This is a genomic window from Streptococcus mitis (assembly GCF_946190275.1).
In the GTDB taxonomy this organism is placed as follows: domain Bacteria; phylum Bacillota; class Bacilli; order Lactobacillales; family Streptococcaceae; genus Streptococcus; species Streptococcus mitis_DC.
Genome location: NZ_CAMHZQ010000002.1, coordinates 124,183 through 147,782, shown reverse-complemented (window position 1 = coordinate 147,782; position 23,600 = coordinate 124,183). Strand labels below are relative to the sequence as shown.

Sequence of the window (23,600 nt, the reverse complement as noted above, 5' to 3'; positions counted from 1 at the left end):
ATGGCAAAAACAGTCTATATCGCAGGTCTTGGATTGATTGGTGCTTCTATGGCCCTTGGTATCAAACGCGGTCATCCAGATTATGAAATTTTAGGTTATAATCGCAGTCAAGCTTCGAGAGATATCGCCTTGAAAGAAGGCATGATTGACCGTGCAACGGATGATTTTGCCAGTTTTGCTCCTTTGGCAGATATCATCATTCTCAGCTTGCCAATAAAGCAAACTATTTCCTTTATTAAGGAGTTGGCCAACTTGGACTTGAAAGAAGGTGTCATTATTTCAGATGCCGGTTCGACCAAGTCAGCCATTGTGGATGCGGCGGAGCAATATTTGGCTGGCAAATCTGTTCGCTTTGTCGGGGCTCATCCCATGGCTGGTAGTCACAAGACAGGGGCTGCTTCTGCGGATGTCAATCTTTTTGAAAATGCCTATTATATCTTCACACCTTCTAGCTTGACAAATCATGATACGCTTGAGGAAATGAAGAACTTGCTTTCAGGTCTTCATGCTCGTTTTATCGAGATTGATGCCAAGGAGCATGACCGTGTCACTTCTCAGATTAGCCATTTTCCACATATTCTGGCTTCTAGTCTCATGGAGCAGACTGCGGTCTATGCTCAAGAACATGAGATGGCAAGGCGTTTTGCGGCCGGTGGTTTTCGAGATATGACTCGAATTGCGGAAAGCGAGCCGGGTATGTGGACCTCCATTCTCTTATCTAATCGTGAAACCATTCTGGATCGAATTGAGGATTTCAAGGAGCGCTTAGATGAGGTTGGACAAGCCATCAGCAAGGGAGATGAGGAGAAAATCTGGAACTTTTTCAACCAAGCGCGTGAGCAACGTCAGGCCATGGAAATCCATAAGCGTGGTGGTGTGGATAGCTCTTATGACCTCTATGTCGATGTTCCCGATGAAGAAGATGTTATCTTGCGGATTTTGGAACTGCTACGTGGAACTTCTCTGGTCAATATTCACATCAATGAGGAAAACCGTGAAGATATTCACGGGATCCTACAAATTTCATTTAAAAACGCTCAAGACTTGGAAAGAGCTGAGCATTTAATAACAGAAAACACTGACTACACAGTCGTTGTCAAATAAGGAGAAAATCATGTCAAATATTTACGATAGTGCAAACGAACTCAGTCGCGGTCTACGCGAATTGCCAGAATACAAGGCTGTTAAAGCAGCTAAAGATGCGATTTCGGCAGATGCTGAGGCGAGCAAAATTTTTACAGAATACCTTGCCTTTCAAGACGAAATTCAAAGACTAGCCCAGACAGGTCAAATGCCAGATGCATCCTTCCAAGCGAAGATGGAAAACTTTGGCAAGCAGATTCAGGGGAATAGCCTCTTGTCAGAATTCTTTAACAAGCAACAACAATTGGCAATTTACCTTTCTGACATTGAAAAAATTGTTTTCGAACCAGTTTCAGAATTGCTAAAATAAGAAAATAACAATCCTAAAGTCAGGAATTTTTAAGGAATTTCTGGCTTTTTATGATAAAATAGGTAAAAGTATTGCAAGTATGAGGTCCAGTATGAAACTAAAAACAAACATTCGCCACTTACATGGCAGTATCCGCGTTCCAGGTGACAAGTCTATCAGTCACCGTTCCATTATCTTTGGAAGTTTGGCTGAGGGTGAGACCAAGGTTTATGATATTCTGCGAGGTGAAGACGTTCTTTCGACCATGCAGGTTTTTCGTGACCTTGGTGTTGAGATTGAGGATAAAGATGAGGTTATTACCATTCAAGGTGTCGGCATGGATGGCTTAAAAGCGCCGCAAAATGCCCTTGATATGGGGAATTCTGGCACCTCTATTCGCCTGATTTCAGGTGTCCTTGCTGGTGCAGATTTTGAAGTAGAGATGTTTGGCGATGACAGTCTTTCCAAACGTCCTATGGATCGTGTGACGATTCCACTGAAAAAAATGGGCGTCAGCATTTCGGGACAAACTGAGCGAGACCTTCCTCCCCTTCATTTAAAAGGGACGAAAAACCTAAAACCTATTCAATATGAGTTGCCAATTGCCTCTGCCCAAGTCAAGTCAGCCTTGATGTTTGCGGCCTTGCAGGCTCAGGGGGAGTCTGTCATTATCGAAAAAGAGTGCACCCGTAATCATACTGAAGATATGTTGCAACAATTTGGTGGTCATTTGAGTGTGGAGGGCAAAAAAATCACAGTCCAAGGGCCACAAAAATTGACAGGACAAAAGGTGGTTGTTCCAGGAGATATTTCCAGTGCAGCCTTTTGGTTGGTCGCAGGTTTGATTGTTCCAAACTCTCGTCTAGTGCTGCAGAATGTGGGTATTAACGAAACGCGTACAGGGATTATCGATGTTATTCATGCCATGGGTGGAAAATTAGAAGTTACTGAAATTGACCCAGTCGCTAAATCTGCTACCTTGACTGTTGAATCTTCTGACTTGAAAGGAACAGAGATTGGTGGTGCCTTGATTCCACGATTGATTGATGAATTGCCAATTATCGCTCTTCTGGCGACTCAAGCCCAAGGTGTAACAGTTATCAAGGATGCTGAGGAGCTCAAGGTCAAGGAAACAGACCGCATTCAGGTTGTGGCAGACGCTTTAAATAGCATGGGTGCGGATATTACTCCTACAGCTGATGGAATGATTATCAAAGGGAAATCAGCCCTTCACGGTGCTAGAGTCAATACTTTTGGTGACCACCGTATCGGCATGATGACAGCTATCGCAGCCCTCTTGGTTGCAGATGGAGAAGTGGAACTTGACCGTGCAGAAGCCATCAATACCAGCTATCCTAGCTTCTTTGATGATTTGGAGAACTTGATTCATGGCTAAGGTATTACTAGGATTTATGGGGGCTGGAAAATCGACTATTGCAAGAGGCTTGGACCCAGATTATCTCGATATGGATGCTCTGATAGAGAAGCGCTTAGGCATGTCCATTACGGAATTTTTCTCGGAAAAGGGAGAAGGAGCCTTTCGTCAGGTAGAATCAGAAGTCCTAGCTGATTTACTACAAAGAGACCAAGTCGTGTCAACTGGAGGAGGAGTGGTTATTTCTCAGAGAAATCGTGACTTACTCAAGACTAATACAGATAACATCTACCTGAAAGCTGATTTTGAAACCCTCTACCACCGTATCGCAGCTGATAAGGACAATCAGCGTCCGCTTTTTCTAAATAATAGCAAGGAAGAACTAGCAGCTATTTTCCAAGAAAGACAGGCCTGGTATGAGGAGGTAGCCAGTCGGGTTTTGGATGTGACCAAGCTAAGTCCAGAGGAAATTATAGAGGAACTGAGATGAAAATTGCTTATCTAGGTCCCAAGGGATCATTTTCACACCATGTTGTGCAGACAGCTTTTCCTCATGAGGAATTGCAGGCTTTTGCTAACATTACAGATGTCATCAAGGCCTATGAGCAAGGCTTGGTGGACTATTCTGTGGTGCCAGTTGAAAATTCTATTGAGGGTAGTGTTCATGAAACCTTGGACTACCTTTTTCATCAGGCTCGCATTCAAGCAGTTGCAGAAATCGTTCAGCCTATTCATCAGCAGTTGATGGTAGTCCCAGGCCATACTAAGATTGAAAAGATTTTTTCTCATCCTCAGGCTTTGGCTCAAGGAAAGAAATTCATCGATGAACAATATCCAGAGGCCCAAATCGAGGTAACAGCTAGTACAGCTTATGCGGCCCGTTTTATTTCCGAACATCCAGACCAGCCTTATGCAGCCATTGCTCCTAGAAGTTCTGCAGAAGAATATGGTTTAGAACTGATTGCTGAGGATATTCAGGAAATGGAAGCCAATTTCACACGTTTCTGGGTTCTGGGAGCTGAAGGTGCAGCTATTCCCTTGCAAGCACAAACTGAGAAAATGAGTTTGGCCTTGACCTTACCTGACAACCTTCCAGGTGCACTTTATAAGGCTCTTTCGACCTTTGCTTGGAGAGGAATTGACCTGACAAAAATTGAAAGTCGTCCACTCAAGACAGCGTTGGGCGAATACTTTTTCATTATCGATGTGGACTATGCTGATAAGGCCTTGGTCCGCTTTGCCCAAAAAGAATTAGAAGCCATAGGAATCCAGTATAAGGTTCTGGGTGCCTATCCTATTTATCCAATATCAGACCATGGAAAGGAGAGAAGATGAGTAAAGAAAATCCCTTAAGCCACCACGAGCAGTTACGTTATGACTATCTCTTTAAGAATATTCATTACCTCAATGAGCGAGAAAAAAAAGAGTTTGCTTACTTGCAAGACAAATTAAATAGGGCAAGTAGTGACGCTCCCTCAGAAAGTCAAGAATTGACCGAGGATTATAGAAAGTCAAGTGCTAACACTTCGATTCCTTCTTATAATAGCCGTAATCGTTCTGAGAGATACCAGAAAATCAATTCTCTTCCAAAGAAAAAAACTAAAAAGCGGAAGCTACGTTGGGGGCGCATTTTTTCAGGATTACTGGCTATCTTAGCTTGTCTAGCATTGGGTATGATTTTTATGTTCTTGAAAGGTTATACCAATGCTAATCCAGATAAAATTGCCAATGCCAGGGCAGCTCAAGTAGAAGTTTTTAATGGTCAAGATACCAGAGATGGAGTTAATATTTTGATCATGGGTACTGATGGGCGAATCGGCCAGAACAGTGCTGAGACGCGGACGGACTCTATTATGGTATTAAATGTTGGCGGTTCGGATAAGAAAATTAAGCTGGTCAGCTTCATGCGTGACAATTTGGTTTATATAGACGGTTATAGCCAAGTCATTAACGGTAGAAAACAGACAGATAACAAGTTAAACGTAGCCTATGAGTTAGGAGAACAAGAGGGGCAAAAAGGGGCAGAAATGGTTCGTCAAGTTTTGAAAGATAATTTTGATTTGGACATTAAGTACTATGCCTTGGTCGATTTTCAGGCCTTTGCTACAGCGATTGACACACTTTTCCCTGATGGGGTGACAATTGATGCTCAATTTTCAACATTGAATGGGCGCCCACTAACAGAAGCTACAGTCGGCGATGATTTACACGCTACTGAGACTGAGTCTCCAACCCAAACCATCAAAGTCGGAAAACAGCAGATGAATGGCTCGACCTTGCTCAATTATGCTCGTTTCCGTGATGATGATGAGGCGGATTACGGCCGTACCAAAAGACAGCAACAAGTACTGACAGCAGTTCTTCAGCAAATCAAAGATCCAACCAAGCTCTTTACAGGCTCAGAGGCACTTGGCAAGGTCTTCGGAATGACCTCAACGAATGTTCCTTATACCTTCCTGTTAACAAATGGCTTGTCTTTCCTAGACGGAGCTCAAAATGGCATTGAAAAATTGACGATTCCAGAACTTGGTGACTGGGTAGATGCCTACGATGTTTATGGAGGCTTGGGCTTGCTTGTCGATCAAAACAAATATCAGAATAAATTGTCTCAGATGGGCTTGAGATAAGATAAGACAGAAAAATCAAAGTTTGATAGCTATTTGGATAGTAGTCAGGCTTTGATTTTTTACAGTCTGCAATAGATTTTCACCCCCTATTTGTGGTATAATGGAACGATACGATAGAAAGAATAATGAACAATATGACTGATTTAAAAGCAATTCAGGCTCGTAGTCTGGAGATGGCTGAATATTTTGTGGGATTTTGCAAGGAACATGATTTACTTTGTTATCTCTGTGGAGGAGGTGCTATTGGTGCCCTTCGAAACAAGGGATTTATTCCTTGGGACGACGACCTAGACTTTTTTATGCCTCGTAAAGATTATGAGAAATTAGCAGAATTATGGCCTCGTTATGCAGATGAGCGTTATTTCTTGTCAAAGAGTAACAAGGATTTTGTCGACCGCAATCTTTTTATTACCATTCGTGACAAGGAAACTACCTGTATCAAACCTTACCAGCAGGATTTGAATTTACCACATGGTCTAGCCTTGGATGTGTTGCCTTTGGATTATTATCCTAAAAATCCAGCTGAGCGGAAAAAACAAGTTCGTTGGGCCTTGATTTATTCTCTTTTTTGTGCGCAAACTATTCCAGAAAAACATGGCGCACTTATGAAGTGGGGAAGCCGCATTTTACTCGGTTTGACGCCAAAATCTCTCCGTTATCGTATTTGGAAAAAAGCTGAAAAAGAAATGACCAAGTACAGTCTAGCTGAGAGCGATGGCATCACAGAATTATGCTCAGGTCCTGGCTACATGAGAAACAAGTACCTAATCGCATCCTTTGAAGATAATCTCTTCTTGCCATTTGAAGGAACAGAGATGCCTATTCCAGTTGGCTACGATGCCTATCTCAGCACAGCTTTTGGCGATTATATGACTCCTCCGCCAGCAGACAAGCAGCTACCGCATCATGATGCTGTCATCGCTGATATGGATAAGTCTTATACAGAATACAAGGGAGAATATGGTGGCTAAGAAAAAAATCTTATTTTTTATGTGGTCTTTTTCTCTCGGAGGCGGTGCAGAAAAGATTCTGTCTACCATTGTTTCAAATCTGGATCCAGAAAAGTATGATATTGATATTCTTGAAATGGAGCACTTTGACAAGGGATACGAATCTGTTCCCAAGCATGTAAGCATTTTAAAATCCCTTCAAGATTACCGCCAAGCTAGATGGTTACGAGCTTTTTTGTGGAGAATGAGAATTTATTTTCCAAGATTGACACGTCGCTTGCTTGTAAGAGATGACTATGATGTTGAAGTTTCTTTTACTATTATGAATCCTCCACTTTTGTTCTCTAAAAGAAAAGAAGTCAAGAAAATCTCTTGGATTCATGGAAGTATCGAAGAATTTATTAAGGATAGCTCCAAAAGAGAATCACATAGACGCCAGTTGGATGCTGCGGATACCATTGTGGGAATTTCGAATAAAACTAGCAATTCTATCAAGGAAGTCTATCCAGACTATGCTTCGAAATTACGGACAGTTTACAATGGATATGACTTTAAGACTATTTTAGAAAAATCTCAAGAGAAGATCGATATCGAGATTGCGCCTCAAAGTATCTGTACTATCGGACGAATTGAGGAAAATAAGGGTTCTGACCGTGTAGTGGAAGTGATACGACTATTACACCAAGAGGGAAAACATTATCACCTTTACTTTATAGGTGCTGGTGACATGGAAGAGGAACTGAAAAAACGAGCCAAAGAGTATGGGCTTGAGGACTATGTTCATTTCCTTGGTTATCAAAAAAATCCTTATCAGTATTTATCTCAGACGAAAGTTCTCTTGTCTATGTCTAAACAAGAAGGTTTTCCTGGAGTGTATGTGGAAGCCTTGAGTCTGGGACTTCCTTTTGTCTCTACGGATGTTGGAGGGGCTGAGGAATTATCCCAAGACGGACAATTTGGACAAATCATTGAGAGCAATCAAGAGGCAGCTCAGGCAATTACTGACTACATGACCTCTGCTTCAAACTTCGATGTCAATGAGGCTAGTCAATTCATTCAACAATTCACAATTGCCAAACAAATCGAACAAGTAGAAAAACTATTAGAGGAGTAGCATGGAAACTGCATTAATCAGTGTGATTGTGCCAGTCTATAATGTGGCGCAGTACCTAGAAAAATCGATAGCTTCCATTCAGAAGCAGACCTATCAAAATCTGGAAATTATTCTTGTTGATGATGGTGCAACAGATGAGAGTGGTGGCTTGTGTGATGCAATCGCTAAACAAGATGATAGGGTGTCAGTTCTTCATAAAAAGAACGAAGGCTTGTCGCAAGCGCGAAATGATGGAATGAAGCAGGCTCACGGGGATTATCTGATTTTTATTGATTCAGATGATTATATCCATCCAGAAATGATTCAGAGCTTATATGAGCAATTAATTCAAGAAGATGCGGATGTTTCTAGCTGTGGTGTCATGAATGTCTATGCTAATGATGAAAGTCCACAATCAGCCAATCAGGATGACTATTTTGTCTGTGATTCTCAAACATTTTTAAGAGAATACCTCATAGGTGAAAAAATCCCTGGAACGATTTGCAATAAGCTAATCAAGAGAGAGATTGCAACTGCCCTATCCTTTCCTAAGGGATTGATTTATGAAGATGCTTATTATCATTTTGATTTAATCAAGTTGGCTAATAAGTACGTTGTTAATACCAAACCCTATTATTACTATTTCCATAGAGGGGATAGTATTACGACTAAACCCTATGCAGAGAAGGATTTAGCCTATATTGATATCTATCAAAAGTTTTACAATGAAGTTGTGAAAAACTATCCTGACTTGAAAGAGGTTGCTTTTTTCAGATTGGCCTATGCCCATTTCTTTATTCTAGATAAGATGTTACTAGATGATCAGTATAAACAATTTGAAGCCTATTCTCAGATTCATCATTTTTTAAAAGGCCATGCCTTTACTATTGCTAGGAATCCAATTTTCCGTAAGGGGAGAAGAATTAGTGCTTTGGCTCTATTCATAAATATTTCCTTATACCGATTCTTATTACTAAAAAATATTGAAAAATCTAAAAAATTACATTAGAACGGGGGTGAGCAAGTGATTGATGGGAAACGATTATTATTTAGTTTGACCATAGTCAGCTATGCCTTGACGCTAGTAAGTGGAATTGTGTATCTGTTTAATAATAACAATGTTAGCTTGCTTTCTACTTTATTGTTCTTACTGGTTAGTAGCTTAATTGCTTGTTGGAATGATATCAAGTATTACTTAATCCATTTTATTTTCTTTTTAACTATTTTTGTATTTCTGGTATCAAGGCCGACCATTGATTACTTTAGGGATGGTGCTTTGGATACCTATCATCCCATAGCCTATCGTTTTGCCTTTATAGTCGTCATGGTTTCGATTCTGGGCTTGACCACAGGAGGGCTCCTAGCTCGCTATTTTATAGCTAGAAAGAAGATACAAGTACCCAAGATAGGAAGTTCTCTAAAAGATGTTTACATCAAGCGGTTGCGCTTTGTATCACTAGGAGTTTTTCTTCTAACCTATCCTTTCTATTTCATTCGGTTATTTGAACGACTCCTGTATCGTTTGCAGACTTCCTACTATGCCTACTATGCAAATTTTGAAAGTAAACTGCCTTATATTACCTATATCTTGTCTACCTTTACGGTCTACGCAATGTGTATGTATCTGGCAACCAAACCAAAGAAATGGCAGGCCACAGCAGTGCTTGTCTCCTTTATTGCAGCTAATACCATTCATTTGGCAATTGGGACCCGAAATCCTTTTATTTTAAGTATTTTATTTGCTTTTGTTTATTACTTTATGCGGGAGCAAACCGAAAAAGGAAAATGGATTGGATTTAAAGAAAAGTTAGCGATTTTTGTAGGTTCTCCTATTCTCATGTTAGCGATGGGAGTGCTCAATTATGTACGGGATAATGTTCAAGTTTCCCATACAGGTTTCTGGGATATCTTACTTGACTTTATCTATAAACAAGGGACTAGTTTTGGTGTCTTGGCTCGAGGTTTTCTATTTAACAGTAGCCTCCCTTACCGAGATTTCCGTAATTTTACTTTTGGTCCTGTCCTTGATTATTTTGCAAGGGGGAGTTTGGGGTCAATTTTCGGAGGAAAAGCCTTTGAGCATACAACCAATAGTGTGGAATTGGCTATTGATAGTAATAGTTATGCCCACAATTTATCCTATCTTGTTTTGAACAAGGAATATTTGAAAGGACATGGTATCGGAAGTAGTTATATCATGGAGTTATATACAGACTATGGTATGATAGGAGTCTTTCTACTTAGTCTCTTGCTAGGTATGTTATTTATAGCCATGTTGCAAGTAGCCTATCGCTCTAGAACAATCCTATTTGCCTTGTCCTTACTCATCTTGAATAATCTATTCTTTATGCCTAGAAGTAGCTTTTCAGAAAGTTTCTTCAATCTATTTACAATGCAATTCTGGGGAATTGTTCTTGTGATTATATTCGTAGCGAAAATGCTTACAAAGGAAAACCAGTATCTACTAAACAAAGGAGAAAAAAATCATGTTTGAACATTATTCAGTAGCTGATTTGTTTGCAAATCTTTACAAAAAACGAAAAGCAAATATTTTAGCTCTCATCGCTTTATTTGCTCTTATTGCTGTACCATTTACAATTAAAGCAGTTAGGAATAAAAATACTGTCAAAGATACAACAAGTTATTCAACTTATCTTAGCTATAAAATCACTCCTCCAGAAGACTCAGCCAAAACGATTTTGAATCATCAAATTGGTGGTTATAGTGATTTTTATGGGAAATTGATTGATGGGAATTTGAATGGAGCTTATCTTTTCAATGATGTAGAGCCCAGTGAGTTGAAAAAAATGGCCAGTGAATTGGATACGACAGAAACAACCTTGAAAAATTCTACGAATGATTATTGGTGGAAAAAACTGACCGTCTACTATATGATTGACGATGCAGGGGTCGGTGTGAAAATTTTGACACCAAGCAAGGATGTCAATGACTTGTTAGAGAGAAAATTTGATGGATTGATTGAGAAATTTAAACACACTTATGCAAATGTGAAAATTGAAAAATTGGAAACCATCAACTCTAAAGAATTGAATGCAAACGGTGAGACAGCACTTGGATTAAATGTGAAAAACTTGATTCTCCGTTTAGCTGTTATTGGAGTAGTCTGTGTGATTTTGGTTGTGATGGGAAATGTATTGGTTTATCTCTTTAATCCAACAATCAATAGAGCAGGTGATTTTTCTCAATATCAAATTGATTTTGTAACAGAGATCACAACAATTGCCAACCTAGCAGATGTCTTGTCATACAAAAATGCTGGACAAGAATTAACTATCGTTAGCTCAAATAAAGCTATCCTAGATAAATTGAAACAAAATCAAGAGTCTTTAAAAGGAATGTATTTTGTCGATTTACAAGATGTGCCATCGCTTTTGGAAAGGGATACAGTCCTTCTTGTTGAAGAGTACGGAGTGACTCGTTATAAGAAATTTGAGCAAAGTCTTCAAATTCTCAGAAACTTAAATCGTTCTATCCTCGGTGTAGCAACCTTTAAACTATAAGCTTTCTGATGTATTAGGTCTTCAAAGTTGGCTAAGAGCCGATTTTGAAGGCTTTTTCTATTTGTCTGCAGAAATTTTCTTTTGGAGTCTCCTACAGAAGTTACCCTAGGGAAAATCTATCCGTATAGAGGAGACTTCTTTTGATAAAATCGTAAAAATCTAGTATAATAGATAGAACTGAAAGTATGAGGTTACTAGCAATGAAAATGAAACAAATTAGTGATACAACTTTGAAAATCACGATGTCTTTAGAGGATTTGATGGATCGTGGCATGGAGATTGCTGACTTTCTCGTTCCTCAAGAAAAAACAGAAGAGTTCTTTTATGCTATCTTGGATGAGTTAGAGATGCCTGATAGCTTTCTGGATACAGGCATGTTGAGCTTCCGTGTGACTCCAAAACCTGATAAGGTCGATGTCTTTGTAACCAAATCAAAGATTGACCAAAATCTAGATTTTGAAGACTTATCGGATTTACCAGATATGGAAGAATTGGCTCAAATGTCGCCGGATGAATTTATTAAAACTTTAGAAAAAAGCATCGCAGACAAAACTAAGGATGATATCGAAGCGATTCAATCTCTAGAGCAAGTCGAAGCCAAGGAGGAAGAGCAGGAGCAGGCTGAACAAGAAGCTGAGAGCAAGAAAGAGCCCTACATCTACTACATCCTTTCTTTTGCAAAATTGGCTGACTTGGTTGCTTTTGCTCAGACAGTGACTTTTGAGATGGGAACTTCTGAACTCTACAAGATGAACGAGCGCTATTATTTGACTATTTTAGTGGACATTGAAAATCATCCAAGTCCATATCCAGCGTGGCTTTTGGCCCGTATGCGCGAGTTTGCAGACGATAGTGACATCAGTCGCTCAGTCTTACAAGAGTATGGTCAAGTCTTGATGAATCACGATGCAGTACTTAATCTGCAAAAGATTGGATAATCATTTCTGGAAAGCTATTTCTAGATTTTAAGAAGAGCGAATCATCAGATTCGTTTTTTCTTTTTTAGACTGAAATAGTGATTTACTATAATAGGAATTTTCACAAAATTCTGTTATAATGGCTATATTAGAAAATTTCGAGGAGACAAACATGACAGTTAAAATTGCTTTACTAGGATTTGGTACCGTTGCAAGTGGTGTGCCTTTCCTCCTAAAGGAAAATGGAGAAAAAATCAATCAATCAGCACATTCAGAGATCGAAGTTGCTAAGGTATTGGTCAAGGATGAAGATGAAAAGAATCGCTTGCTTGCATCAGGGAATGACTTTAACTTTGTAACCAATGTGGATGACATTTTGTCAGACCAAGATATTACCATCGTAGTGGAATTGATGGGGCGTATTGAACCAGCTAAAACCTTTATCACTCGTGCCTTGGAGGCTGGCAAACACGTTGTTACTGCTAACAAGGACCTTTTGGCTGTCCATGGTGCAGAATTGCTAGAAATCGCTCAAGCTAATAAGGTAGCACTTTACTACGAAGCAGCAGTAGCTGGTGGGATTCCAATTCTTCGTACTTTGGCAAATTCCTTGGCTTCTGATAAAATCACGCGCGTGCTTGGAGTAGTCAACGGAACTTCCAACTTCATGATGACCAAGATGGTGGAAGAAGGCTGGTCTTATGATGATGCTCTTGCGGAAGCGCAACGACTAGGTTTTGCAGAAAGTGACCCGACAAATGACGTGGATGGGATTGATGCAGCCTACAAGATGGTTATCTTGAGCCAATTTGCCTTTGGTATGAAGGTTGCATTTGACGATGTAGCCCACAAGGGAATCCGCAACATCACACCAGAAGACGTAGCTGTAGCTCAAGAATTTGGCTATGTAGTGAAATTGGTTGGTTCAATCGAGGAAACTCCTTCAGGTATTGCTGCAGAAGTGACTCCAACCTTCCTTCCTAAAGCGCATCCACTTGCCAGTGTGAATGGAGTAATGAATGCTGTCTTTGTAGAATCTATCGGTATTGGTGAGTCTATGTACTATGGACCAGGTGCTGGTCAAAAACCAACTGCAACAAGTGTTGTAGCTGATATTGTTCGTATCGTTCGTCGTTTGAATGATGGTACCATTGGCAAAGACTTCAACGAATATAGCCGTGACTTGGTCTTGGCAAATGCTGAAGATGTCAAAGCTAATTACTACTTCTCAATCTTGGCTCCAGACTCAAAAGGTCAGGTCTTGAAATTGGCTGAAATCTTCAACGCTCAAGATATTTCCTTCAAGCAAATCCTCCAAGATGGCAAAGAAGGTGATAAGGCGCGTGTTGTGATCATCACACACAAGATTAATAAAGCCCAGCTTGAAAATGTCTCAGCTGAATTGAAGAAGGTTTCAGAATTCGACCTCTTGAATACCTTCAAGGTGCTAGGAGAATAAGATGAAGATTATTGTACCTGCAACCAGTGCCAATATCGGGCCAGGTTTTGACTCGGTCGGTGTAGCTGTAACCAAGTATCTTCAAATCGAGGTTTGCGAAGAACGAGAAGAGTGGCTGATTGAACACCAGATTGGCAAATGGATTCCTCATGACGAGCGTAATCTCTTGCTCAAAATTGCTTTGCAAATTGTACCAGATTTACAACCAAGACGTTTGAAAATGACTAGTGATGTTCCCTTGGCGCGTGGTTTGGGTTCTTCAAGCTCGGTTATTGTAGCTGGAATTGAACTAGCCAACCAACTGGGGAATCTCAACTTATCTGACTATGAAAAGTTGCAGTTAGCGACTAAGATTGAAGGACATCCTGACAATGTGGCTCCAGCCATTTATGGTAATCTCGTTATTGCAAGTTCCGTTGATGGGCAAGTTTCTGCTATCGTAGCAGATTTCCCAGAGTGTGATTTCCTAGCCTACATTCCAAACTATGAATTGCGTACTCGAGACAGCCGTGGCGTCTTGCCTAAGAAATTGTCTTACAAGGAAGCTGTTGCAGCTAGTTCTATCGCCAATGTGGCTGTTGCTGCCTTGTTGGCAGGAGATATGGTGACAGCTGGTCAAGCAATCGAGGGAGACCTCTTCCACGAGCGCTATCGTCAGGACTTGGTGAGAGAATTTGCGACGATTAAGCAAGTGGCCAAAGAAAATGGTGCCTATGCAACCTACCTCTCTGGTGCTGGGCCGACAGTTATGGTTTTGGCTTCTCATGACAAGATGCCAACGATTAAGGCAGAATTGGAAAAGCAACCTTTCAAAGGAAAACTTCATGACTTGAAGGTTGATACCCAAGGTGTCCGTGTAGAAGCAAAATAAAGAATAGAAGATAGGATGGGGAAACTCTCGACCAGAGGGCTTCCTATCCTTTTTTTGAAAAGAAGTTTATACTCAATGAAAATCAAAGAGCAAACTAGGAAGCTAGCCGCAGGTTGCTCAAAGCACTGCTTTGAGGTTGTAGATAAGACTGACGAAGTCAGCTCACAACAGTGTTTTGAGGTTGTGGATAGAACTGACGAAGTTAGCTCAAAATACTGTTTTGAGGTTGCAGATGTAAGCTGACGTAGTTTGAAGAGATTTTCGAAGAGTATTAGTTAAGAACTTGATAAAGGAGAAATAAAGATGGCAGAAATTTATCTAGCAGGCGGTTGTTTTTGGGGCCTAGAGGAGTATTTTTCACGCATTTCTGGAGTGCTAGCAACCAGTGTCGGCTACGCTAATGGACAAGTCGAAACGACAAATTACCAGCTACTCAAGGAAACAGATCATGCAGAAACGGTTCAAGTGATTTACGATGAGAAGGCAGTGTCACTCAGAGAAATTTTGCTTTATTATTTCCGTGTTATTGATCCATTATCAGTCAATCAACAAGGGAATGACCGTGGTCGCCAATATCGAACTGGGATCTATTATCAGGATGAATCAGACCTACCTGCTATCTACACAGTGGTGCAGGAGCAGGAGCGTATGCTAGGTCGAAAGATTGCAGTAGAAGTGGAGAAACTTCGCCACTACATTCTGGCTGAAGATTACCACCAAGACTATCTTAAGAAGAATCCTTCAGGTTACTGTCATATCGATGTGACCGATGCTGAGAAGCCATTGATTGACGCCTCTAACTATGAAAAGCCTAGTCAAGAGGTGTTAAAGGAAAGCTTATCAGAAGAATCCTATCGTGTTACCCAAGAAGCTGCTACAGAGGCTCCATTTACCAATGCCTATGACCAAACCTTTGAAGAGGGAATTTATGTAGACATCACGACGGGTGAGCCACTCTTTTTTGCCAAGGATAAGTTTGCCTCAGGTTGTGGTTGGCCAAGTTTTAGCCGTCCGATTTCCAAGGAATTGATTCATTATTACAAGGATATGAGCCATGGAATGGAGCGAATCGAGGTTCGTTCTCGGTCAGGAAATGCTCACTTGGGTCATGTTTTCACAGATGGACCGCGTGAGTTTGGTGGCCTCCGTTACTGTATCAATTCTGCTTCCTTGCGCTTTGTGGCTAAGGATGAGATGGAAGAAGCAGGATATGGCTATCTACTACCTTACTTAAGCAAATAAATCAGAGAGGGTGGGTGCTTCCCACTTTCTTCATTTCTGGAAAACGAATAGAAGGGATCTATGAAACACCTATTATCTTACTTTAAACCCTACATCAAGGAGTCAATTTTAGCACCCTTGTTCAAGCTACTAGAAGCTGTGTTTGAGCTCTTAGTTCCTATGGTGATTGCTGGGATTGTTGACCAATCCTTGCCCCAGAAAAATCAAGGTCATCTCTGGATGCAGATTGGCTTGCTCCTTATCTTTGCAGTAATTGGTATTGTAGTGGCCTTAATAGCCCAGTTCTACTCAGCTAAGGCTGCGGTTGGATTTGCCAAAGAATTGACAAACGACCTCTATCGTCATATTCTTTCCTTGCCCAAGGACAGCAGAGACCGTCTGACAACTTCTAGTTTGGTGACTCGCTTGACTTCGGACACTTACCAGATTCAGACTGGTATCAATCAATTCCTGCGTCTCTTTTTGCGAGCACCTATTATCGTTTTTGGGGCTATCTTTATGGCCTATCGCATCTCAGCTGAGCTGACTTTCTGGTTCTTGGTTATGGTTGTCATTTTGACCATCGTCATTGTAGGCCTTTCTCAGTTGGTCAATCCTCTCTACAGTGATCTCAGAAAGAAAACGGACCAACTGGTTCAGGAAACGCGCCAACAATTACAAGGCATGCGAGTTATTCGTGCTTTTGGACAAGAAAAACGAGAGTTACAGATTTTTCAAACCCTTAACCAAGTCTATGCTAGATTACAAGAAAAGACAGGTTTCTGGTCTAGTTTATTAACACCTCTGACCTATCTGATTGTTAATGGAACTCTTCTCGTTATTATCTGGCAAGGCTATATTTCTATTCAAGGAGGATTGCTCAGTCAAGGTGCCCTAATTGCCCTTATTAATTATCTCCTACAGATATTGGTGGAATTGGTCAAGTTAGCCATGCTGATCAACTCCCTAAACCAATCCTATATCTCTGCCAAGCGAATCGAGGAAGTTTTTGCTGAGGCTCCAGAAGATATCCATTCAGAGTTAGAACAAAAGCAAGCTACCAGCGAGCGGGTTTTACAAGTTCAAGAATTGACCTTTACCTATCCTGATGCGGCCCAACCTTCTCTGAGAGACATTTCCTTTGATATGAAGCAAGGGCAAATCCTTGGTATCATTGGGGGAACAGGTTCTGGTAAATCAAGCTTGGTGCAAGTCTTACTTGGTCTTTATCCAGCAGACAAGGGGAGCATTGACCTTTATCGAAATGGATGTAGTCCTCGTAATCTTGAGCAATGGCGGTCTTGGATTGCCTATGTGCCACAAAAGGTCGAACTCTTTAAAGGAACTATTCGTTCCAACTTAACTTTGGGTTTAAATCAAGAAGTATCTGACCAGGAATTATGGCAGGCCTTGGAGATTGCGCAAGCTAAGGATTTTGTCAGTGATAAGGAATGTCTCTTAGATGCCACTGTTGAGGCAGGAGGTCGAAATTTTTCAGGTGGACAAAAACAAAGGTTGTCTATCGCCCGCGCAGTCCTGCGCCAAGCTCCGTTTCTCATCTTAGATGATGCAACTTCGGCCCTCGACACCATTACCGAGTCCAAGCTCTTGAGAGCTATTCGAGAAAATCTGCCAAATACGAGCTTAATCTTGATTTCTCAACGGACTTCGACACTCCAGATGGCTGACCAGATTCTCCTCTTGGAAAAAGGTGAGCTCCTAGCTATCGGCAAGCACGAGGACTTGATGAAATCCAGTCAAGTCTATCGCGAAATCAATGCATCCCAACATGGTAAGGAGGACTAGTATGAGACGACAAACTGCAAACCAGACGCTCAAACGTTTGGCCAAAGATTTATCAAGTCATCCTTTCCTCCTTTTCCTAGCCTTTCTAGGAACCATTGCCCAGGTTGCCTTATCAATCTACCTACCTATTCTGATTGGGCAGGTCATCGACCAGGTTCTGGTGGCTGGTTCTTCACCATTTTTTTGGCAGATTTTTCTCCAAATGATCTTGGTGGTCATAGGAAATACCCTTGTACAGTGGGCCAATCCTCTCCTCTATAATCGCCTAATTTTTTCTTATACCAGAGATTTACGAGAGCGAATCATCCATAAACTCCATCGGTTACCGATTGCCTTTGTGGATCGACAAGGAAATGGAGAAATGGTTAGTCGTGTAACCACGGACATCGAACAGTTGGCAGCTGGCTTGACCATGATTTTTAACCAATTTTTCATTGGAGTCTTGATGATTTTGGTTAGTATTCTAGCAATGCTCCAAATTCATCTCCTCATGACTCTCTTAGTCTTGCTGTTGACGCCACTGTCTATGGTAATTTCACGGTTTATTGCCAAGAGATCCTATCATCTCTTCCAAAAGCAAACAGAGACTAGGGGAATTCAGACTCAGTTGATTGAAGAATCTCTTAGCCAGCAAACCATTATCCAGTCCTTTAATGCTCAGGCAGAATTTATCCAAAGGCTGCGTGAGGCTAATGACAACTATGCAGGTTATTCGCAGTCAGCTATCTTTTATTCTTCAACGGTTAATCCTTCTACTCGCTTTGTCAATGCACTCATTTATGCTCTTTTAGCTGGAGTGGGTGCTTATCGTATCATGATGGGCTCTACCTTGACCATTGGACGCTTAGTGACTTTTTTGAACTATGTCCAACAGTACACTAAGCCCTTTAATGATATTTCTTCAGTGCTAGCTGAGTTGCAAAGTGCTCTCGCTTGCGCAGAGCGCGTCTATGCTGTCTTAGAAAGTCCAGAGGTTGCTGAAAGTGGTAAGGAAGTCTTGACCAGTGACCAAGTTAAGGGAGCTATTTCCTTTAAACATGTTTCTTTTGGTTACAATCCTGAAAAGATCTTGATTAAGGATTTATCTATTGACATTCCAGCTGGTAGCAAGGTAGCTATTGTTGGTCCGACTGGTGCTGGAAAATCAACCCTTATCAATCTCCTCATGCGTTTTTATCCTATTAACTCGGGAGATATCTTGTTAGATGGTCGTTCCATTTATGATTATACTCGAGCATCATTGAGACAACAGTTTGGGATGGTGCTCCAAGAAACCTGGCTCAAGCAAGGGACCATTCATGACAATATTGCCTTTGGCACTCCTGATGCTAGTCGGGAGCAAGTGATTGCTGCTTCCAAAGCAGCCAATGCAGACTTTTTCATCCAACAGTTGCCGCAGGGATATGATACCAAGTTAGAAAATGCTGGAGAATCTCTCTCTGTCGGTCAGGCCCAGCTCTTGACTATAGCGCGAGTCTTTTTGGCTATTCCAAAGATTCTCATCTTAGACGAGGCGACTTCTTCTATCGATACACGAACAGAAGTGCTGGTACAGGATGCCTTTGCCAAACTCATGAAGGGGCGCACAAGCTTTATTATTGCCCACCGCTTGTCTACCATACAGGATGCAGATTTGATTCTTGTCTTGGTGGATGGCGACATTGTTGAGTATGGGAACCATCATGCCCTTATGGCTAAGAAGGGCAAGTATTACCAAATGCAGCAAGCTGCAGTTTTTAGCTCTGAATAAGCCATTCTCTTTTGAAATTTTATGGACGAAAAAAGTTGCTTTCGGGTGACTTTTTTGTTACAATAGCTAGAAAAAAATCAAGGCCTTAGAAAGAGAAAAACAATGAAAGTCTATCAGCATGTAAATATTGTGACTTGTGACCAAGATTTCCATGTTTATTTGGATGAAATCTTAGCAGTTAAGGATTCTCAAATCGTCTATGTTGGTCAAGAGAAGTCAGAGATTTTAGAGCAAGCTGAGCAGATTATAGACTATCAGGGCGCCTGGATTATGCCTGGTTTGGTCAATTGCCACACCCATTCTGCTATGACAGGCTTGCGAGGGATTCGAGATGATAGCAATCTCCATGAATGGCTCAATGACTATATTTGGCCTGCAGAAGCTGAGTTTACTCCAGACATGACTACCAAGGCGGTCAAAGAAGCGCTGACAGAAATGCTCCAGTCAGGAACAACAACCTTCAACGATATGTATAATCCCAATGGAGTGGAGATTGAGCAGATTTATCAGGCAGTGAAAACTTCCAAGATGCGTTGTTATTTCTCACCGACTCTTTTTTCTTCAGAGGCAGAGACAACTGCTGAGACCATAAGCAGAACTCGAACAATCATTGAGGAAATTATTGGATATAAAAATCCAAATTTCAAGGTGATGGTAGCCCCACATTCTCCCTATAGCTGTAGTAGAGACTTACTGGAAGAAAGCTTAGATATGGCAAAAGAACTGAATATTCCAATCCATATCCACGTGGCGGAGACCAAGGAGGAATCAGGAATTATCCTGAAACGCTACGGTAAACGTCCTCTTGCTTTTCTCGAAGAACTGGGTTACTTAGATCATCCGTCCGTCTTTGCTCACGGGGTTGAATTAAACGAGCGAGAAATTGAGCGCTTGGCAAAGTCTCAAGTGGCTATTGCCCACAATCCTATCAGTAACCTCAAACTGGCATCAGGGATTGCTCCCATCATCCAACTGCAAAAAGCAGGAGTAGCAGTGGGAATTGCGACGGACTCGGTTGCTTCCAATAACAATCTAGATATGTTTGAGGAAGGACGAACTGCAGCCCTTCTTCAGAAGATGAAAAATGAAGATGCCAGCCAATTTCCTATCGAAACAGCTCTCAAGGCACTGACAATCGAAGGGGCTAAGGTTCTAGGAATGGAAAATCAGATAGGAAGTCTGGAAGTTGGCAAGCAAGCAGATTTTCTGGTCATCCAACCACAAGGGAAAATTCATCTCCAACCTCTGGAAAATATGCTTTCTCATCTCGTCTATGCTGTTAAATCCAGTGATGTAGATGATGTCTATATTGCTGGAGAACCAGTAGTTAAGCAAGGTCAAGTTCTGACAGTAGAACTTTAGAAGAAAAATCACGAAAAAATTTTAAAAAAAGTTTGCAAAAATCTTGCATTCTTTTTTTGACTATGCTATACTTATATACGGTTTGAAAAAACTGCCTAAGACAGTAGGGGAGCTCGACTCATAAGTATCCTACCGAGGACAAAACGTATCATGTAAAAAGAAGCGTATTGTACTTTCGTGTCTAGGTTTGGGCGCGTTTTTCTTTTGGAAAAATTCCCCAAGCAAAATAATAACGGAGGTGAACACACTAATGAGTGAAGCAATTATTGCTAAAAAAGCGGAACTAGTTGACGTAGTAGCTGAAAAAATGAAAGCTGCTGCATCTATCGTCGTTGTAGACGCTCGTGGTTTGACAGTTGAGCAAGATACAGTTCTTCGTCGTGAGCTTCGTGGAAGCGAAGTTGAGTATAAAGTGATTAAAAACTCAATCTTGCGTCGTGCAGCTGAAAAAGCTGGTCTTGAAGATCTTGCATCTGTATTTGTTGGACCATCTGCAGTAGCATTTTCTAACGAAGATGTTATCGCACCAGCGAAAATCTTGAACGACTTTTCTAAAAACGCTGAAGCACTTGAAATCAAAGGTGGTGCAATCGAAGGCGCTGTCGCATCTAAAGAAGAGATTCTTGCTCTTGCAACTCTTCCAAACCGCGAAGGACTTCTTTCTATGCTCCTTTCTGTACTTCAAGCGCCAGTGCGCAACGTTGCTCTTGCAGTCAAAGCGGTTGCAGACAACAAAGAAGACGCAGCTTAATCTTAAGCTACGCAGCGTAGCCTAGCTACGAAAATCTATTATAAATTTAAAACATATTTGGAGGAAATAACAATGGCATTGAACATTGAAAACATTATTGCTGAAATTAAAGAAGCTTCAATCCTTGAATTGAACGACCTTGTAAAAGCTATCGAAGAAGAATTTGGTGTAACTGCAGCTGCTCCTGTAGCTGTTGCTGCAGCTGGTGCTGCTGACGCTGGTGCTGCTAAAGATTCATTCGACGTTGAATTGACATCTGCAGGCGACAAAAAAGTTGGCGTTATCAAAGTTGTACGTGAAATCACAGGTCTTGGACTTAAAGAAGCTAAAGAACTTGTTGACGGTGCACCAGCACTTGTTAAAGAAGGCGTTGCAACTGCAGAAGCTGAAGAAATCAAAGCTAAATTGGAAGAAGCTGGAGCTTCAGTTACTCTTAAATAATAGAGCGACTACATTAGTAGCTTAAAAACATGATTAAACCGCTATTCTTAGGACTAGCGGTTTTTATTTTTTTATTCCATGGGGCAAAAATGGAAAGGAATCTTTAAAAGTGAGGAGAGTTAGATTGAAAGAATCATATTGGTAAATCGAAATGATAGATATTTTTTATCAAGTCATAAATTGTTATCAAACGATAATATTGATTTTCTTACAAATTAAGAGTATAATTTATAAAAATGAGTGTTCACTCATTTTTTGTGAAATTAAGGAGTAAAGAAAATGGTTGTTGAAGCAATAGAGTACAGTCGTTTCGGTAACGAAGAGGTCTTGGATTTGCTGAAGATCGACTCTACAGCCTTGGATGTAAATCAGGTGAGAGTAGAAGTTCATGCTGTTGGTTTAAATCCTATTGATTATAAAACTTTTGAGGGAGCGAAACCCCTTCGATTTCTATCTTTTATAACGAAATTAAGGAAACCAAGTCGTTGGTTTGAATCTAAATCATCTTTATTTCCAAGAGGTGTAGGGAGAGATTTTTCTGGAGTTATTACAGAAGTTGGAAATGAAGTAACTAGGTTTTCAGTAGGAGATAAGGTGTTTGGAACAATGATTAGTGATCCTGGTTTGGGAACTAAGAGGGGAGCTTTAGCAACAGAAATTTGTGTCAATGAATCAGAAATTGTATTGAAACCAGAGATGATCGACATGACTCACGCAGCTACTATGGGAGTAGCTGCTCTAACTGTGGGTGGGGCTTTTAGAAGAATCGGTTTAAATTCAAGAGATACTGTTGTTATTTCAGCTGCAGCAGGAGGTATTGGAAGTATTGCAGTACAGTATGCAGTTGCTAAGGGGGCGACAGTGATTGGAATAGCAAGTAAGAAAAATGCAGAGTATCTGAAGTCTTTAGGTGCCATACCAGTAAGTTACGAAGAGAATATCAAGAAGGCTCTTCTATCAGCTAGTCCAACGCCTATTACAAAATTTTTGGATTGTTATGGATCTGATTATGTTAGATTGGCTTTTAGTTTAGGCTTGAAAGGGACAGCTATTGGGACATTAGTACCTTCGCCCTATGTTATGATAAAAGGTGCTCAGTTTACTGGTCCGAGACATTCCACATATGATGATTTTAGCACTTTAGCTGAAATGGTCTCAGACGGGAAGGTTCAGCTGAAAATTGATCAAGTGTATGACTTTTCTCTAAAGTCAGTTAGAGAAGCCTATCGTAGTCTGAAAATGGGACACAGTCGAGGCAAAAAAGTCGTAAAAGTAAGAGAGTAGAAGAGAGGTGCTAGCGATGGAAAGTTTAGAACAAAAGTATGCTCAGACGTTAGAAGCTAGCAACTTGAGCTTGAAACAACGTCAAGTATTATTATCAAGCTTAAAATTATTCTCAGAAATGGGATTTGAAAATACAACGTCCAGCCTTATTGCCGAACGCGCTGGAGTGTCAGAAGGAACTGTTTTTAGTTACTTTAAAACAAAGGAAGGTATTTTAGAAGCCATTTTATCTACTTTTCTAGAACAGGTTATTCCAGAAGTAATTGCGGATTTCTCAGAAAAAAAATTCACAGTAGATCAAGAAACTTTTCCCTTCTTTTTAAAAAGTATTGTTCGAGATAGGCTCTTTTTCATTCAGGAGAATCAAATGCATGTTAAAATTCTCTTGGGGCGTTCTTTTATTGATAAAAATCTTTCTATCCAGTTAGGAAATATTATTGTTCAATCTATAATAGAACCAATTAGCCCTGTTTTAAATCAATTTAAAGAAAAAGGACTTATTCTAAATTGGTCAAATGAAAGAATTGTTCGTTACATCTTAGCATTGAGTTTTTCTTATCTTATTCCCATGATGTTGAATGATGAAGGAACTATAAACATATATGAAGCAGTTGATGAGATTGTTGAATGTTTGTCATCTGCCCTAATGAAAGTAAAATAAATTCGGATGTTAAAACTCACTGTTAATGGTGAGTTTTTTTGATTCAACATAAAAATCCCCAATCGAAGCGATCAGGGAT

General features: G+C 40.6%; 22 protein-coding genes and 1 other annotated feature. All 22 genes read left to right on the top strand.

Features of this window, described 5'->3' with window-relative positions; translation table 11 throughout:
• The 22 genes from N8M20_RS02190 to N8M20_RS02085 all read left to right on the top strand — a co-directional run bounded on the left by N8M20_RS02190 (window position 1) and on the right by N8M20_RS02085 (window position 23,521).
• A complete protein-coding gene (locus N8M20_RS02190; RefSeq protein WP_261078916.1) occupies window positions 1-1,104 on the top strand; it encodes a prephenate dehydrogenase in 1,104 nt (367 codons plus the stop codon).
• Between the two features lie 10 nt (window positions 1,105-1,114).
• On the top strand, window positions 1,115-1,453 hold the full coding sequence (locus tag N8M20_RS02185; protein WP_261078915.1) for a YlbF/YmcA family competence regulator: 339 nt from the start codon (window positions 1,115-1,117) through the stop codon (window positions 1,451-1,453).
• Window positions 1,454-1,544: 91 nt separating this feature from the next.
• Window positions 1,545-2,828 (top strand): 3-phosphoshikimate 1-carboxyvinyltransferase, encoded by a 1,284-nt coding sequence (gene aroA / locus N8M20_RS02180; protein WP_261078914.1) that lies wholly within the window; start codon window positions 1,545-1,547, stop codon window positions 2,826-2,828.
• A complete protein-coding gene (locus N8M20_RS02175) occupies window positions 2,821-3,297 on the top strand; it encodes a shikimate kinase (RefSeq protein ID WP_261067582.1) in 477 nt (158 codons plus the stop codon). The genes aroA and N8M20_RS02175 overlap by 8 nt, the downstream gene beginning before the upstream one ends.
• On the top strand, window positions 3,294-4,142 hold the full coding sequence (gene pheA / locus N8M20_RS02170) for a prephenate dehydratase (RefSeq protein ID WP_261078913.1): 849 nt from the start codon (window positions 3,294-3,296) through the stop codon (window positions 4,140-4,142). Before N8M20_RS02175 ends, pheA begins: the two co-directional genes overlap by 4 nt.
• Complete coding sequence (locus tag N8M20_RS02165; RefSeq protein ID WP_261078912.1) at window positions 4,139-5,434, top strand: LCP family protein; 1,296 nt, start codon at window positions 4,139-4,141, stop codon at window positions 5,432-5,434. Before pheA ends, N8M20_RS02165 begins: the two co-directional genes overlap by 4 nt.
• 125 nt (window positions 5,435-5,559) lie before the next feature.
• Window positions 5,560-6,405, top strand: coding sequence for a LicD family protein (locus tag N8M20_RS02160; protein WP_261078910.1), 846 nt, complete (start codon window positions 5,560-5,562; stop codon window positions 6,403-6,405).
• Entirely contained in the window at window positions 6,395-7,498 is a 1,104-nt protein-coding gene (locus N8M20_RS02155; RefSeq protein WP_261078909.1) for a glycosyltransferase, read from the top strand. Before N8M20_RS02160 ends, N8M20_RS02155 begins: the two co-directional genes overlap by 11 nt.
• 1 nt (window position 7,499) lies before the next feature.
• Window positions 7,500-8,486 (top strand): glycosyltransferase family 2 protein, encoded by a 987-nt coding sequence (locus N8M20_RS02150; RefSeq protein WP_261078908.1) that lies wholly within the window; start codon window positions 7,500-7,502, stop codon window positions 8,484-8,486.
• Between the two features lie 15 nt (window positions 8,487-8,501).
• The gene (locus N8M20_RS02145; protein ID WP_261041209.1) at window positions 8,502-9,971 is read left to right on the top strand and encodes an O-antigen polysaccharide polymerase Wzy family protein; all 1,470 of its coding nucleotides are present in this window, start codon (window positions 8,502-8,504) and stop codon (window positions 9,969-9,971) included.
• The gene (tarQ, locus tag N8M20_RS02140; RefSeq protein WP_261078907.1) at window positions 9,964-10,998 is read left to right on the top strand and encodes a teichoic acid biosynthesis protein TarQ; all 1,035 of its coding nucleotides are present in this window, start codon (window positions 9,964-9,966) and stop codon (window positions 10,996-10,998) included. Before N8M20_RS02145 ends, tarQ begins: the two co-directional genes overlap by 8 nt.
• A gap of 200 nt (window positions 10,999-11,198) precedes the next feature.
• Complete coding sequence (gene mecA / locus N8M20_RS02135; RefSeq protein ID WP_261078948.1) at window positions 11,199-11,936, top strand: adaptor protein MecA; 738 nt, start codon at window positions 11,199-11,201, stop codon at window positions 11,934-11,936.
• Between the two features lie 151 nt (window positions 11,937-12,087).
• A complete protein-coding gene (locus tag N8M20_RS02130) occupies window positions 12,088-13,374 on the top strand; it encodes a homoserine dehydrogenase (RefSeq protein ID WP_261078906.1) in 1,287 nt (428 codons plus the stop codon).
• A gap of 1 nt (window position 13,375) precedes the next feature.
• Window positions 13,376-14,245 carry a homoserine kinase gene (gene thrB / locus N8M20_RS02125; RefSeq protein ID WP_261078905.1) on the top strand — a complete coding sequence of 290 codons (870 nt, stop codon included), beginning with the start codon at window positions 13,376-13,378 and terminating at the stop codon, window positions 14,243-14,245.
• Window positions 14,246-14,548: 303 nt separating this feature from the next.
• The gene (gene msrB / locus N8M20_RS02120) at window positions 14,549-15,487 is read left to right on the top strand and encodes a peptide-methionine (R)-S-oxide reductase MsrB (protein WP_261078904.1); all 939 of its coding nucleotides are present in this window, start codon (window positions 14,549-14,551) and stop codon (window positions 15,485-15,487) included.
• Window positions 15,488-15,547: 60 nt separating this feature from the next.
• Window positions 15,548-17,272: an ABC transporter ATP-binding protein gene (locus N8M20_RS02115; RefSeq protein WP_261078903.1), complete on the top strand. Its 1,725-nt coding sequence runs from the start codon at window positions 15,548-15,550 to the stop codon at window positions 17,270-17,272.
• A 1-nt stretch (window position 17,273) separates the two neighbouring features.
• Window positions 17,274-19,022: an ABC transporter ATP-binding protein gene (locus N8M20_RS02110; RefSeq protein WP_261078902.1), complete on the top strand. Its 1,749-nt coding sequence runs from the start codon at window positions 17,274-17,276 to the stop codon at window positions 19,020-19,022.
• 102 nt (window positions 19,023-19,124) lie between these two features.
• On the top strand, window positions 19,125-20,384 hold the full coding sequence (locus tag N8M20_RS02105) for a TRZ/ATZ family protein (protein ID WP_261078901.1): 1,260 nt from the start codon (window positions 19,125-19,127) through the stop codon (window positions 20,382-20,384).
• A 76-nt stretch (window positions 20,385-20,460) separates the two neighbouring features.
• Window positions 20,461-20,596 (top strand) — a sequence feature (ribosomal protein L10 leader region).
• 38 nt (window positions 20,597-20,634) lie between these two features.
• A complete protein-coding gene (gene rplJ, locus N8M20_RS02100) occupies window positions 20,635-21,135 on the top strand; it encodes a 50S ribosomal protein L10 (protein ID WP_001287277.1) in 501 nt (166 codons plus the stop codon).
• Window positions 21,136-21,207: 72 nt separating this feature from the next.
• Window positions 21,208-21,576 (top strand): 50S ribosomal protein L7/L12, encoded by a 369-nt coding sequence (gene rplL, locus N8M20_RS02095; protein WP_001196965.1) that lies wholly within the window; start codon window positions 21,208-21,210, stop codon window positions 21,574-21,576.
• 279 nt (window positions 21,577-21,855) lie between these two features.
• Window positions 21,856-22,860 (top strand): NADP-dependent oxidoreductase, encoded by a 1,005-nt coding sequence (locus N8M20_RS02090; RefSeq protein ID WP_261078899.1) that lies wholly within the window; start codon window positions 21,856-21,858, stop codon window positions 22,858-22,860.
• A 16-nt stretch (window positions 22,861-22,876) separates the two neighbouring features.
• Entirely contained in the window at window positions 22,877-23,521 is a 645-nt protein-coding gene (locus N8M20_RS02085; RefSeq protein WP_261078898.1) for a TetR/AcrR family transcriptional regulator, read from the top strand.
• The last annotated feature ends 79 nt before the right edge of the window (window positions 23,522-23,600 follow it).